Origin of the sequence: Streptomyces boncukensis, assembly GCF_011045075.1 — a bacterium.
GTDB classification, from domain to species: domain Bacteria; phylum Actinomycetota; class Actinomycetes; order Streptomycetales; family Streptomycetaceae; genus Streptomyces; species Streptomyces boncukensis.
In genome coordinates this window covers 14622-28183 of sequence record NZ_JAAKZZ010000033.1, presented here as the reverse complement: position 1 = coordinate 28183, position 13562 = coordinate 14622, and the positions used below count along the sequence as shown (strand labels likewise).

General features: G+C 74.3%; 13 protein-coding genes. 9 read left to right on the top strand and 4 right to left on the bottom strand.

Translation table 11 applies throughout. From position 1 onward, the window contains the following. Positions 1-285: 285 nt before the first annotated feature. A complete protein-coding gene (locus tag G5C65_RS05550; protein WP_165297485.1) occupies positions 286-573 on the top strand; it encodes an LPXTG cell wall anchor domain-containing protein in 288 nt (95 codons plus the stop codon). A gap of 109 nt (positions 574-682) precedes the next feature. On the opposite strand, the gene G5C65_RS05545 is transcribed toward G5C65_RS05550, so the two are convergent. Further along, positions 683-871 carry a DUF5703 family protein gene (locus G5C65_RS05545; protein WP_165297484.1) on the bottom strand — a complete coding sequence of 63 codons (189 nt, stop codon included), beginning with the start codon at positions 869-871 and terminating at the stop codon, positions 683-685. Positions 872-918: 47 nt separating this feature from the next. On the opposite strand from G5C65_RS05545, the gene G5C65_RS05540 reads away from it, so the two are divergent. Beyond that, on the top strand, positions 919-1665 hold the full coding sequence (locus G5C65_RS05540; RefSeq protein WP_165297483.1) for a hypothetical protein: 747 nt from the start codon (positions 919-921) through the stop codon (positions 1663-1665). Between the two features lie 181 nt (positions 1666-1846). Here the strand turns inward: G5C65_RS05540 and G5C65_RS05535 are convergent, their stop codons facing one another. Continuing rightward, positions 1847-4024: a helix-hairpin-helix domain-containing protein gene (locus tag G5C65_RS05535; RefSeq protein WP_165297482.1), complete on the bottom strand. Its 2178-nt coding sequence runs from the start codon at positions 4022-4024 to the stop codon at positions 1847-1849. Then, positions 4021-5025 carry an aldo/keto reductase gene (locus G5C65_RS05530; RefSeq protein WP_165297481.1) on the bottom strand — a complete coding sequence of 335 codons (1005 nt, stop codon included), beginning with the start codon at positions 5023-5025 and terminating at the stop codon, positions 4021-4023. The genes G5C65_RS05535 and G5C65_RS05530 overlap by 4 nt, the downstream gene beginning before the upstream one ends. Before the next feature lie 81 nt (positions 5026-5106). Here G5C65_RS05530 and G5C65_RS05525 point away from each other — a divergent pair, with 81 nt between their 5' ends. The 6 genes from G5C65_RS05525 to mshC all read left to right on the top strand — a co-directional run bounded on the left by G5C65_RS05525 (position 5107) and on the right by mshC (position 10931). Beyond that, the gene (locus G5C65_RS05525; protein ID WP_165297486.1) at positions 5107-6156 is read left to right on the top strand and encodes an LLM class F420-dependent oxidoreductase; all 1050 of its coding nucleotides are present in this window, start codon (positions 5107-5109) and stop codon (positions 6154-6156) included. Between the two features lie 297 nt (positions 6157-6453). Continuing rightward, the gene (locus G5C65_RS05520) at positions 6454-7242 is read left to right on the top strand and encodes a ferritin-like domain-containing protein (RefSeq protein ID WP_165297480.1); all 789 of its coding nucleotides are present in this window, start codon (positions 6454-6456) and stop codon (positions 7240-7242) included. Positions 7243-7320: 78 nt separating this feature from the next. Beyond that, positions 7321-8031 carry a histidine phosphatase family protein gene (locus G5C65_RS05515; RefSeq protein ID WP_165297479.1) on the top strand — a complete coding sequence of 237 codons (711 nt, stop codon included), beginning with the start codon at positions 7321-7323 and terminating at the stop codon, positions 8029-8031. Positions 8032-8126: 95 nt separating this feature from the next. After that, entirely contained in the window at positions 8127-8717 is a 591-nt protein-coding gene (locus tag G5C65_RS05510) for a DUF3090 family protein (RefSeq protein WP_165297478.1), read from the top strand. Positions 8718-8724: 7 nt separating this feature from the next. After that, positions 8725-9591 carry an SCO1664 family protein gene (locus G5C65_RS05505; RefSeq protein WP_165297477.1) on the top strand — a complete coding sequence of 289 codons (867 nt, stop codon included), beginning with the start codon at positions 8725-8727 and terminating at the stop codon, positions 9589-9591. Between the two features lie 110 nt (positions 9592-9701). Then, a complete protein-coding gene (mshC, locus tag G5C65_RS05500; protein WP_165297476.1) occupies positions 9702-10931 on the top strand; it encodes a cysteine--1-D-myo-inosityl 2-amino-2-deoxy-alpha-D-glucopyranoside ligase in 1230 nt (409 codons plus the stop codon). Between the two features lie 142 nt (positions 10932-11073). Here the strand turns inward: mshC and G5C65_RS05495 are convergent, their stop codons facing one another. Further along, positions 11074-12003 carry a PAC2 family protein gene (locus tag G5C65_RS05495; protein WP_165297475.1) on the bottom strand — a complete coding sequence of 310 codons (930 nt, stop codon included), beginning with the start codon at positions 12001-12003 and terminating at the stop codon, positions 11074-11076. A gap of 200 nt (positions 12004-12203) precedes the next feature. Between G5C65_RS05495 and G5C65_RS05490 the strand changes: the two genes are divergently transcribed. Continuing rightward, positions 12204-13547, top strand: a complete 1344-nt coding sequence (locus tag G5C65_RS05490; RefSeq protein ID WP_165297474.1) for an enolase C-terminal domain-like protein — start codon at positions 12204-12206, stop codon at positions 13545-13547. Positions 13548-13562: the final 15 nt, after the last annotated feature.

Below are 13562 nucleotides of genomic sequence, written 5' to 3'. Positions count from 1 at the left end.
GGCGGGAACCACGGGAGTGGTTCGTCGGGGACGCCGGACGACCAGGCACTCCCGCTTCCCGGAGATCCCGCTGATCCCAGTGATCCCGCTGATCCCGGTGACTCCGGCGGTTCCGCTGATCCCGGCGGTTCCGGCGGTTCCGGCGACCCCGGTGGTTCCGGTGGGCCGGGCGGGGCCGGGGGTCCGGACGGGTCCGGTGCGCCGGGGGATCCGCACCAGCCGCCCCCGGGCGAAACGCCGGACTCTCCCGGCGCCCCCGGTGGCCCCGGCCGGTCCGACCGGCCTATGACCCCGGACGACCTGGAGGATCCCGGCAACCGGGATATGGTCGTCGGCTCTTCCCGGCCCCAGGCGTCCGCGATGCCCGCAGCGCACACGGCGGCCGACCCCACGGGCCGGGCGGCCCCGGCGCGGGCCGGCACACAGGACCCGGCGGCGCGGCCCCAGGCGTCCGGCGAGCTCGCACAGACGGGCGCGGGGAGCCAGCTCGGGCTCGCAGCGCCGCTCGGCGTCGGAATGGTGCTCGGCGGCTACGTGCTCTACCGGCGTTCGCGCACCGCCGCGCGCTGCTGAGGTCCGTCCGTCACCCGACGCGCGCACTCTCCCCCCTCGCACCGCGGTGGGGCGGGCCCCTGGCCGGGCCCGCCCCACCGGCACCGCGGCGTGTCCGGGTCACCGACGATCACCATGTGACGCGCAGTTGGCGGATGATCCGGCGGCGCAGCCGCACCCGCCGGCTGCCGTCCGGGTACAGCCGCGTGCGGGCCAACTCCCAGTGTCCGTACTCGGCATGGTCGGTCAGCAGCTGTGTCGCGGCCCTCCGGGAGACGCCACGTGGTACGTACACATCGCGAAATTCGTATTCCGGCATCTCATCTATTGTGCGGGCAGTGCCCGTCTGCGGATAGCGTCTGCGGTATGTCTGATGCTGCGCAGCCCACCGCTGCCGACGTACGCGCCGCCGTCGAGGCGGTCAAAGCCGCGCTGGACCGGCACCTCGAAGCCATCGAGCGACGGGTGGCGGAACCGGGCGCTGCCGATCGGGACGCCTCCGCGAACGACACCGCCGTCTATGCCGCGTTCGATGAACTGGCCGCCGCGGGGGAGACCTATGACGAGCTGCTGTACGAGGTCTACGACGAGGTCACCCCGTTCGAGATCCCCGGCAGCGACAGTCTGCCTGCCTACGCCGGGCCCGAGGCACCGCACGCGCTGAGCATCCTGATCCGCCAGGACTATGCCATCGTCGAGCCCCAGCGGCTGCTCTCCCAGGCCCAGCGGGTCACCGATCTCGATCCGGAGTCGGCGGAGGACGCCGGTGCGGGGGAGGACTCCGCGGGGAGCAGCGTGCACGCGGCGCTGGGTGTGCTCTTCGGGGAGTACGAGCCCGACGAGATCACCTCCCGGCACAAGGAGTTCGGGCTGGAGGAGGGGGACTCCACGCTGTGGGTCCTCGCGGGCGACGAGCCCAGCGAACCGGGGGAGTGGCTCGCCGCGCCCTTCGAGCAGATCGACCCCGAGCGCGTCATCTGCCGCTTCGACGTCACGTCCGAGGAGGACGGGGCCCTGGCCTCCGAGTACGGCCCGGAGGACGGGGACGACGAGATCGAGGAGGTCGGCGACGACGAGGAGGAGGTCGACCCGGACGACGACCGGGTCCGTTAGGGGGCCGGCGGTCCCTGCTGAGCAGGGGCTGCCCCGCCCGTGCCGCGCGCTCCGCCGCCGGGGGGGAGCGGTCCGCGGACGGGAAGGGGCACCCCCTGCCCGAGCGGAGTCGAGAGCTGCTGAGGCGAGAGCTGCGGAGGCGCGAACACGGCGAGGCCGGCCGCGCCCGTGGCGCAGCCGTTCACTCCTGCGGCGCCGCCTGCGCGCGCGATGCCTCGCCCAGCAGCGTCCGCAGCCGGGTGACGCGCTCGCCGCCCGGGTCCGCGGCGACCGCGCGGGGCAGCGCCTCGCCCGCGCCGTGTACCACGGACAGATGGCGCTCACCCCGGCCGAACGCCGTGTACACCCACTCCCGGGAGAGGGCGCCCGCCGCGTCGCCGGGGAGCACCACCACGGCGGCGGGCCAGCGCATCCCCGCCGCCTGGTGCGCGGTGACCGCCCAGCCGTGCCGTACGGTCTCGGCGACCCGCTCGCGGGGCACGGTTCCGGTGCGGCCCGCGCAGTCCAGACGCAGCCCGGCCTCGTCCGCTGAGACCACGGTGCCCATCACCGTGCGGCCCGGGACGGGGGAGTGGGCGACGCGGTCTCCCGGGTCGAAGCCGCCGAAGCGGCCGGGGCCGGGGTTGAGGCGTTCCTTGAGGGCGGCGTTCAGCGCGCGGGTCCCCGCGGCGCCGCCGTGGCCCGGGGTGATCACCTGGGTGCGTTCGGGGGGCACGCCGATCGCACGGGGCACCGAGTCCGCGAGGAGCTGGACGGAGCGGTGCACGGCCTCGCCCGCGTCCTGCACGGGGACGATCACCACTTCCTTCTCCGGCGCCTCGACCTGCGGCAGCTCGCCGATCCCGATCCCCGAGACCAGCTCGCCGAGCGGGCCGGGGTCCGGCGTACGGGATGCGATGTGCTCGCCGAAACGGGCTGCGAGCAGATCGCGGAACACCTGGCCGGGGCCGGCCGAGCCGAGCTGCAGCGGGTCCCCGCTCAGCACCAGCCGCGCGCCGTCCCGCAGCGACTCGACCAGGGCTGCGGCCGTCTCCGTGTCGAGCTGGGGTGCGTCGCAGACGATGAGCAGGTCCAGCTCCCAGGCGCCGTCCTCGTCGCGCCCGGGGCCTTCGCTGCCCGTGAGGAGCCCGGAGACGGTCACCAGCGCTTCGTCCGCGCCCGGCGCCCCGTCGCTCGCGCCCGCCATGCCCTCCCCGGCGGCCGCGTCCGCGGCCACGTCCGCCGCCGCGGCGTCCGTCGCCTGCGCCGCGGCCTGTGCCGGGTCTGCCTCGCCCGCTTCCCGCCCGCCGGGGTCCGCGGCTGCCGCGCCATCCGCACCCGGGCCGGCTCCGGCGCCGGCATCGCCTCCGGGGGCCGTCCCCGGGGGCAGCAGCTCGGCGAGCCGGGCGCGTCCGTTCCCGGTGTGCGTCGCCGCGTATGCCCGCAGGCCCAGGGCGCGCGCGGCGGCGAGCAGCGCCGCGGGCTCGGCGCGCGCCGCCTCGCCGCCGGTGTGCGCGACCAGGCCGTGGCGGGCCGCCGCGGTGATCAGCTCGCCCGCCGAGGCCGAGGGCGCCGCGGCGGCGGCCCGGGACCAGGCGGCGCCGTCCCGCCCCGCGGCCTCGTCCGCCTCCGGTGCGAACGTGGTGACCAGGCGGGCCAGCCCGTCCGCGAGGCTCTCCTCGGCCAGCGCACAGCTGTCCAGTCCGACCAGCATCCGCACCGGCCGGTCCGCCTCGTCCTCGCTCTCCTCCGGGGGCGCGGGGGCCGGGCCCGCATCCAGCGCGTCTTCGAACACCAGCACGGCGCCCGTCTCCACGGCGCCGCGCACTGCCTCCTCCGGGTCGGCCACGGAGTGCCCCGCGAGGGCCCGCGCCAGCTCGGCGGGGTCCTGCGCCGTGTGTCCCGCGAGCGCGGCGCGCCCCAGCAGCCAGACGACCAGCGCCTCGGTGCGGCGCGGGTCGTCGGGGCCGCACTCGCCGCCGAGCAGGGCGCGCGCGAAGCCGTCGGCCTGCTCCGGCCGCACGCCCGGGACCGCGAGCAGCTTCCAGGGATCGTCCCGCAGCAGCTCGGCCGCGCCCTCGCCGAGGGTCTCCGCCACCCGCCGCCCCAGCTCCTGCGGAGCCCCGCCTTCCCGCAGCAGCGCGAGCAGTTCGTCCGGCGCCGGGACGGGGGGCCGCGGCGCGGCGGCGCCGTGGCGCGCTCCCGGGCCGCCGGCGGACGCGGGCGCGCCGCGCTCGCCCGCCTGGGGGTGCTGCGGGTGCTGCGGGCGCTGGGGGCGCTGCGGCTGCGCCGGCTCGGCGAAGAAGGACGCGGCGGAGCGCTCGCCGCTCTCCACCGCGCGGACGGCCGCGAGGAGTTCGGCTGCCTTGGCGTTCGTCACAGCTCGCTCCAGTCATGGTCGGGATAGCGGTGCACCGGCGCCGACACGTCGTCCAGCGCCTGGCAGATTTCTTCAGGAAGAGTAAGACCCTCCACTGACAGCGCCGCCGTGAGCTGCTGCGCCGTCCGCGCGCCGACGATCGGCGCGACCACGCCCGGCCGGTCCCGCACCCACGCGAGCGCCACCTGGAGCGGGGGCAGCGCCAGCCCGTCCGCCGCTATCGTCACCGCGTCCACGATCCGCCCCGCCGCCCCGTCCAGATACGGCTCCACGAAGGCCGCCAGCTGCTCCGAGGCGCCCCGCGAGCCCTCCGGCGGCGCGCCCTGCCCCCGGTATTTGCCGGTCAGCACGCCGCGCCCCAGCGGCGACGACGGCAGCAGCCCCACGCCCAGGTCGAGCGCCGCGGGCAGCACCTCGCGCTCGACGCCGCGCTGCAGCAGGCTGTACTCCATCTGGGTGCTGGCCAGCCGGGTGCGGGTGGCGGGCGCGGCGAGCTGCCAGGAGGCCGCCTTGGCGAGCTGCCAGCCGGAGAAGTTGGACACCCCGGCGTACCGGACGCGGCCGCTGCTCACCGCGATGTCGAGGGCCTGCAGGGTCTCGTCCAGCGGGGTGAGCGGATCGAAGGCGTGCACCTGCCACAGATCCACGTAGTCCGTGCCCAGCCGCTCCAGCGAGGCGTCCAGCGCGGCCAGCAGATGGCCGCGCGAGCCGTCGAACCGGCGGTCGGGGTCGGGCACGCTGCCGGCCTTGGTCGCGATCACCAGGTCGCGCCTCGGCACCAGGTCCTGGACCAGCCGGCCCAGCAGATACTCCGCGCCGCCGTCCGCGTACACATCGGCCGTGTCGACGAGCGTGCCGCCCGCCTCCCAGAACGTCTTGAGCTGGTCGGCCGCGTGCTGCTCGGCCGAGGTGTGGTCGCCCGTGTGGCGCGCCCAGTTGAGCGTGCCGAGCCCGATCCGGGATACCCGCAGGCCAGTGCGGCCGAGGTGCCTTAGCTCCATGGGCGTTGAGCGTACTTGTGGCGGGCGCTAGAGTCCGGGGGGTCAGGGACATTACTGATCAGTAAGGGGAGCGCGATGCAGATGCGGCTGGGCATCAATCTGGGCTACTGGGGCGCGGGCATGGACGCCGACAACCTCGCCGTGGCCCAGGAGGCCGACCGGCTCGGCTACGCGGTCTGCTGGGCGGCCGAGGCGTACGGCTCCGACGCCGCCACCGTGCTCGCCTGGGTGGCGGCCCACACCAGCCGCATCGACGTCGCCTCCGGCATCTTCCAGATCCCGGCCCGCGCCCCCGCGATGACCGCCATGACGGCCGCCACCCTCGACTCGCTGTCCGGCGGCCGCTTCCGGCTCGGGCTCGGAGTCTCCGGGCCGCAGGTGTCCGAGGGCTGGTACGGCGTGAAGTTCGACAAGCCCCTCGCCCGCACCCGCGAGTACGTCGAGATCATCCGCAAGGCCATGTCCCGCGAGCGCCTCAGCTACCAGGGCCAGCACTGGACGCTCCCGCTGCCGGAAGGACCCGGCAAGCCGATCAAGCTCACCGTGCACCCCGAGCGCGAGGAGATCCCGCTCTACATCGCGGCCATCGGCCCGAAGAACCTGGAGCAGACCGGCGAGATCGCCAACGGCGCGCTGCTGATCTTCTTCTCGCCCGAGCACGCCGAGGAGACCACGCTCCAGCACCTGCGCGCCGGGCGCGCCAAGGCGGAGAAGACCCTGGACGGCTTCGACGTGTGCCCGACCGTGCCGCTCGCCGTGGGCGACGACATCGACGCGCTGGCCGACCTCTTCCGCCCGTACACCGCGCTGTACGTCGGCGGCATGGGCAGCCGCAAGCAGAACTTCTACAACAGGCTCGCCCAGCGCATGGGCTACGGACAGGCCGCGGCGGAGATCCAGGACGCGTATCTGGCGGGCGAGAAGGAGGCCGCGGCGGCGGCCGTCCCCCGCGACCTCATCGACTCCACCACGCTGATCGGCCCCGTCGAGCGGATTGCCGACCGGATGCGCGCTTACGCCGACGCGGGGGTCACCACCCTCTCGCTGGCGCCTGCCGGGTTCACCCGGGAGGAGCGGCTCGCCTCCCTGCGGTCCGGAATGGAGGCCCTGGAGCGGGCCGGGCTCGCCTAGTGCCCTTCCGGCCACGGCACTAAGGGCGCGAAAGCCCCGGACGGGCGTGGACCGCCCCCTGGCGCGGCATCGCGGTGCACCTGCGGCCGTGGTGGGGGCTCGGGGGGTCTACCCCGCCACGGCCGTCACCGGACACAACGCCGTCCGGCCGTCCGGGGTTACGCACCCGGGGCCACCCGGCGCACAGCGCCGGAACCTGTCCTCCGTTCGGCGCAGATCCGCTCGTCACCTGTTGCCGGACCGCGCAGACCGCACTTGACTCGGTTCCCGCGGATGTCGTGCACGGAGGTGGCAGTGATGCTCTCTGCGAAGAGTCTGTTCCAGGAAATCCACGACAACGACGAGTCCTTCCGGCTCTTCTGTTCCATCGCGGCCAGCGGCGAGGCACAGGGCGGCTGGGAGAACGCCCGGATCGCGGCCCTGCTGCCGGAGAGCCAGCGGGAGCTCGCGCCCAAGGTGGTGCGGCACGGAGCCGACGAGGACAAGCACGGCCGCATCTTCAGCGCCCTGCTGCGCAAGCGCGGGCTGGACGCCGCGGAGGTCCCCGAGGACACCGACTACACCATGCTGCTGGAGGGCCTCGGCATCGGTCTGGCCCACGAGAAGCTGCGCGCGGACGAGTCGCTGTCCGAGCGGGACATCATCACCTACCTGGCGCACAGCCGGGTCACCGAGCAGCGCGCCTCGGAGGAGATGATCCTGCTGAAGAAGGTCCTCGGCGACCACCCGGAGGTCGGCCGGGCGGTCAGGATGATTTCCCACGACGAGGACAACCACCTCGCCTACTGCCACGAGGAACTGCTGCGCCTCGCCCGCGCGGGCCACGGCCGCACCATCCAGTCGCTGCTGCGGGAGTGCGCCCAGGCGGAGGTCCGCGTCTACCGCGACGTGAGCCTCGCCGTGATGAGCCGGATGGGCCGCATCCTGGGGTGGTCCCGGGCCAAGGCCGCGCTGCTGGCCGCCGGGATCCACGCCCGCTATCTGTACGAGCGGCTCGTCGGCTGGCGCCGGATGGTCAGCCTGCGCATGCCCGAGCGCCGCAACGCGCTGGGCGGCCCCGCGGAGGCGGCCCCCGGGTTCGCGTAACGCGGCGCACACCGACGGCGCGGGGCGGAGCGGGAACCGCACGACACGACGCACCGCCCCTCGCTTAGGGTTGCTGCCATGCCCACGCTCATCCTCGTACGGCACGGCAGGTCCTCGGCGAACACCTCCGGCGTTCTGGCGGGCCGCACCCCAGGCGTCGCACTGGACGAACTCGGCCGCCGGCAGGCCGCCGCGCTGCCCGGCCGGCTGGACGGGCTGCCCCTCGCCGCCGCCGTCCGCAGCCCGCTGCTGCGCTGCGAGCAGACCCTCGAACCGCTGTCCCGGGCGCGCGACGGCCTGCCGGTGTACGAGGACGAGCGGATCAGCGAGTGCGACTACGGCGAGTGGAGCGGGCGCAAGCTGGCCGAGCTGGCGGAGGAGCCGCTGATGGCGACCGTGCAGCAGCACCCCTCGGCAGCGGTCTTCCCCGGCGGCGAGTCCCTGCGCGCGATGCAGGCGCGGGCCGTGGAGGCGGCGCGGGACTGGAACGCCCGTGTCGAGGCGGAGCACGGCGCGTCGGCCGTCTACCTGATGTGCTCGCACGGGGACATCATCAAGTCCCTGGTGGCCGACGCACTGGGCATGCACCTGGACCTCTTCCAGCGGATCGCCGTCGGGCCCTGCTCGGTGACCGCCATCGGCTACACCCCCAGGCGCCCGTTCCTGCTGCGCCTGGGCGACACCGGAGAACTGGGCTCACTCGCGCCGCCCCCGGAGCAGGAGGACGAAACGGAGGACGACGCGGCCTCCGGGAGTCACGGAATGGCCGCCGTGGGGGGCGGAGCGTAGGCGTGATGATCGTCGGGCAGTAGGGTGCCAGTGTCCGATCCCCTTCAGCGCATTCTTTCCCGCACAACCGACTGTCGACTTCTACGGAGCAGGACGTGTCCCGTCAGGTGTTCCTGTACGACCCGCCGGACCGGTTCGTAGCCGGAACGGTCGGGTTGCCTGGCCGCCGTACCTTCTTCCTCCAGGCCACCGGGGGCGGCCGCACCACGAGCGTGGCGCTGGAGAAGGCACAGGTCGAGGCGCTCGCCGAGCGGATCGACGAGCTCCTCGACGAAGTGGTGCGCCGCTCCGGCGGCAACGCGCCCGTCCCCGCCGTGGCGCCCGCCGAGGTCGAGGACACCGGACCGCTGGACAGCCCGGTCGAGGAGGAGTTCCGGGTCGGCACCATGGCGCTGGCCTGGGACGGCGAGGGCGAGCGGATGGTCGTCGAGGCCCAGGCCATCGTCGATCTGGAGCCCGACTCGGACGAGGACCTGGCGGACGCCGAGCAGCGGCTGCTGCAGGACGACGAGAACGGCCCCCCGATGCTGCGCGTGCGGATCAGCGGCAGCATGGCCCGGTCGTTCGCCAAACGGGCCCTGGAGGTCGTGAACGCCGGCCGCCCGCCGTGCCCCCTGTGCAGCCTGCCGCTCGACCCGGAGGGACATGTATGTCCGCGCCAGAACGGATACCGCCGCAGCGAATGAGCACCGTATGACCGGGGACGGCGGAGCGGGGGCCGGGGGCGGCACGCCGGCTCTGCTCGCGGAGGGCACCCTCAGCCTGCACGGCCGTATACCCGACGCCTCGAACGCGGTGCTGTACGGCACCGTCGAGCGGGGCGGCGAGCGGCTGCCGTGCGTCTACAAGCCGGTGCGCGGCGAGCGCCCGCTGTGGGACTTCCCCGACGGCAGCCTGGCCCGGCGCGAGGTCGCCGCCTACGAGGTGTGCCGTGCCACCGGATGGGAGCTGATCCCGCCGACGGTGCTGCGCGACGGGCCGTACGGCGAGGGCATGTGCCAGGTCTGGGTCGGCCCGGCCCCGCACGCCGATGAGGACCCCGGCGGGCAGGACGCCGAGGGGGGAGAGGACGACGAGGAGCCGCTGCTCGCCCTCGTCGAGGGGGACGAGCCGGGGGCGGGCTGGAAGGCGGTCGGCTTCGCCGACGTCGGCGGCGGCAGGACCGCGTTGCTGGTGCACGCGGACGACGAGCGGCTGCGGCGCCTGGCCGTGCTGGACGCGGTCATCAACAACGGCGACCGCAAGGGCGGCCACCTGCTGCGGGTGCCCGGCGGCCGGCTGTACGCCATCGACCACGGTGTGACCTTCCATGCCGACGACAAGCTGCGCACGCTGCTGTGGGGCTGGGCGGGGGAGGAGCTGACGGGCGAGGCCGTGGCGGTGCTGCACGAGCTGACGGCTGACCTCGCGGAGGGCGCCCCGCTCGCCGCCCGGCTGTCCGGGCTGCTCACCGGGCCCGAGGTCGAGGCGGTACGCAAGCGGGCCGGGGCCATGCTCAGCTCCGGCCGGCATCCGCTGCCCAGCGGCGACTGGCCCGCCATCCCGTGGCCGCCCGTCTGAGAGGGTCCGGCGCGGTGCTGTCGGGCGGGGGCGCTCGGCCGGCGGAGGATTCGTGGCACCCGCAGGGATCGGCCCGTATACAGAACGCGTGTCCGGGTTAAGCTCTTGGCATGCATGCCTGGCCTGCTTCCGAGGTCCCCGTCCTGCCCGGTCAGGGCCGCGACCTCGACGTCCACGACACCGCGACCGACGGACGGGTCACCCTCGCCCCCGGTCCCGTCGCCCGAATCTACGTCTGCGGGATCACCCCGTACGACGCCACCCACCTGGGGCACGCGGCGACCTACAACGCGTTCGACCTCGTGCAGCGCGTGTGGCTCGACACCAAGCGGCAGGTCCACTACATACAGAACGTCACCGACATCGACGACCCGCTGCTGGAGCGGGCCGCCGTGACGGGGGAGGACTGGGCGGCGCTGGCGGAGCGCGAAACCACCCTCTTCCGCGAGGACATGACGGCCCTTCGGATGCTGCCCCCGCAGCACTACGTCGGCGCCGTCGAGGCCATTCCCCGGATCGTGCCGATGGTCGAGCAGCTGCGCGACGCCGGAGCCGCCTATGAACTCGACGGTGACATCTACTTCTCCGTGGACGCCGACCCGCACTTCGGCGGGGTGTCCCACTACAGTGCAGAAACGATGCGCCTGTTGTCCGCCGAGCGTGGTGGGGACCCTGAGCGCCCCGGGAAGAAGAACCCGCTGGACCCGCTACTGTGGTCCGCGGCGCGTCAGGGCGAGCCGCAGTGGGACGGCGGCTCGCTCGGGCCGGGGCGCCCCGGCTGGCACATCGAGTGCGTCGCCATCGCCCTGGAGCACCTCGGCATGGGCTTCGACGTGCAGGGCGGCGGCTCCGACCTGGCCTTCCCGCACCACGAGATGGGCGCCTCCCACGCCCAGGCGCTGACCGGCGAGTTCCCCTTCGCACGGAGCTACCTGCACGCCGGCATGGTCGCCCTGGACGGCGAGAAGATGTCCAAGTCCAAGGGAAACCTGGTGTTCGTCTCGGCGCTGCGCCGCCAGGGCGTCGACCCCGCCGCCATCCGGCTCGCACTGCTGGCCCACCACTACCGCGCCGACTGGGAGTACACGGACGCGGTGCTGGAGGAGGCCCAGGAGCGGCTCGCGCGCTGGCGCGCGGCCGTCTCGCGGCCCGACGGCCCGGCCGCGGAGGCGGTGCTGGAGGAGGTGCGTGCCGCTCTCGCGGACGACCTGGACGCGCCCGCGGCGCTGGCCGCCGTCGACCGCTGGGCGGACGCGCAGCGGCAGAGCGGCGGTGCGGACGAGGGGGCGCCCGGACTGGTCTCCCGTACGGTCGACGCCCTGCTGGGGGTCGCGCTGTAACCGGGGCGTGCGGTATCGGGCCGTGTCCGGCGGATCGTGCGTGCTGCCTGCCGACGCCGGGGGCGCGCCCCGGAGGGGGTGCGGGGAACCGCGCCCCTTACGGGGCGCCGGACACGGCCCCGGGGGCGCCGGACACGGCCCGTCAGTCGTCCGGGTCCTCCGAATCATCGGGTGACTCGGTTCTCGGCGGGTCACCCGTCGGCTTCGGGGGGCGGGCGGAGCCGGACCTGCGGCGCAGGTAACGCTCGAACTCCTTTGCGATGGCTTCACCGGACGCCTCCGGCAGCTCCGCGGTGTCCCGGGCCTCCTCCAGCGACTGCACATACTCCGCGACCTCGCTGTCCTCGGCCGCGAGCTGATCCACGCCCAGCTGCCAGGCGCGCGCGTCCTCCGGCAGCTCGCCCATCGGGATGCGCACCTCCAGCAGGTCCTCCAGGCGGTTGAGGAGCGCGAGGGTCGCCTTCGGGTTCGGCGGCTGCGACACGTAGTGCGGCACGGCGGCCCACAGGCTCGCGGCCGGGACGCCCGCGTGGGTGCACGCCTCCTGGAGGATGCCGACGATGCCGGTCGGGCCCTCGTACCTGGACTCCTCCAGCTGCATCGTGCGGGCCAGATCCGGGTCGGACGTCACCCCGCTCACCGGGACCGGACGGGTGTGCGGGGTGTCGCCCAGGAGCGCGCCCATCACCACCACCAGCTCGACGCCCAGCTCGTGCGCGAACCCGAGGATCTCGTTGCAGAACGAGCGCCAGCGCATGCTCGGCTCGATGCCCCGCACCAGGACGAGGTCGCGCTGCCGCCCCTTGCCGTCCGCGCTCTCCACGCGGACGACCGAGAGCCGGGTCGTCGGCCAGGTGACCTTGCGGACCCCGCCGTCCAGCCAGACCTGCGGCCTGTTGACCTGGAAGTCGTAGTAGTCCTCCGCATCCAGCGCGGCGAAGACCTCGCCCTTCCACTCCCGCTCCAGATGACCGACCGCGGTGGAGGCGGCGTCACCGGCGTCGTTCCAGCCTTCGAACGCGGCCACCATGACTGGGTCGACCAGCTCGGGAACCCCCTCCAGCTCGATCACCCAGCGCCTCCTTCCGGCCGGAGGGGAGCAGCGCGCCCCACCCCGGCAGCCGTTCTTCGTGCCCATTTGCGTTGCGGGCCCAGCCTACGGCGTGACGGTGCCCGCACCGCAGCCCCCGCACGCCTCCATCTGCCCGGTGCACACCCCTGGACGTCGTGGACATGGCAGGGCTATACATCGGACCTATGAGCAGAGGTCCGATGTATAGCGTGACCGGGGTCGAGGTCCATGACGTCCGGTTCCCCACCTCCGAGCGGCTCGACGGCTCGGACGCCATGAACCCCGACCCCGACTACTCCGCCGCCTATGTCGTCCTGCGCACCGACGCGCCCGACGGCCACACCGGGCACGGATTCTGCTTCACCATCGGCCGCGGCAACGACGTCGTCTGCGCCGCCGTCGCCGCGCTGCGGCCGTACCTCGCCGGCCGCTCCCTGGAGGCCGTCACCGGCGACCTGGGCGGTCTGCACCGCACGCTGACCCGCGACTCGCAGCTGCGCTGGCTCGGCCCCGAGAAGGGCGTCATGCACATGGCCGCGGGCGCCGTCGTGAACGCCGCCTGGGACCTGGCCGCCAAGCGCGCCGGGCTCCCCCTGTGGGCCTACCTGGCCTCGTTCAGCCCCGAGGAACTCGTCGCCCTCGTCGACTTCCGCCACCTGACCGACGCGCTCACCCCCGGGGAGGCCCTGGGGCTGCTGCGCGCCGCCGCCCCCGGGCGGGCCGCCCGCGCCGCCGCGCTGCGCGCCCACGGCTACCCCGCCTACACCACCTCGCCCGGGTGGCTCGGCTACTCCGACGAGAAGCTCGTCAAACTCGCCCACCAGGCGGTCGCCGACGGCTTCACCCAGATCAAGCTGAAGGTCGGCGCCGACCTCGACCAGGACCTGCACCGGATGCGGCTCGCGCGCGAGGCCGTCGGTCCCGCCGTGCGGATCGCCGTCGACGCCAACCAGCGGTGGGAGCGCGACGAGGCGGTGCGCTGGATGAGCGCGCTGGCCGCGCACGACCCGTACTGGATCGAGGAGCCCACCAGCCCCGACGACATCCTCGGCCACGCCGCCGTGCGCGCCCGGCAGCCCGTGAAGGTCGCCACCGGCGAACACGTCGCCAACCGCGTCGTGTTCAAGCAGCTGCTGCAGGCCGGGGCCGTGGACTTCGTCCAGATCGACGCCACCCGCGTGGCAGGCGTCAACGAGAACCTCGCCGTCCTGCTGCTGGCCGCGAAGTTCGGCGTTCCCGTCTGCCCGCACGCGGGCGGTGTCGGACTGTGCGAGCTGGTGCAGCACCTGGCGATGTTCGACTACGTCGCCGTCTCGGGCAGCACCGAGGACCGGGTCATCGAGTACGTCGACCATCTGCACGAGCACTTCACCGACCCGGCGGTCGTCAGGAACGGCCGCTACCTGGCCCCCACCGCACCCGGCTTCTCCGCCCAGCTGCGGGCCGACTCCCTGGCGGCCCACCGCTACCCGCACGGCGCCGTCTGGCGGGCGCGCACCGCGCACGGCGCCCCGGCAGCCCCGGACGGCGCACCGCCTCCCTGACACCGCACCACAGCA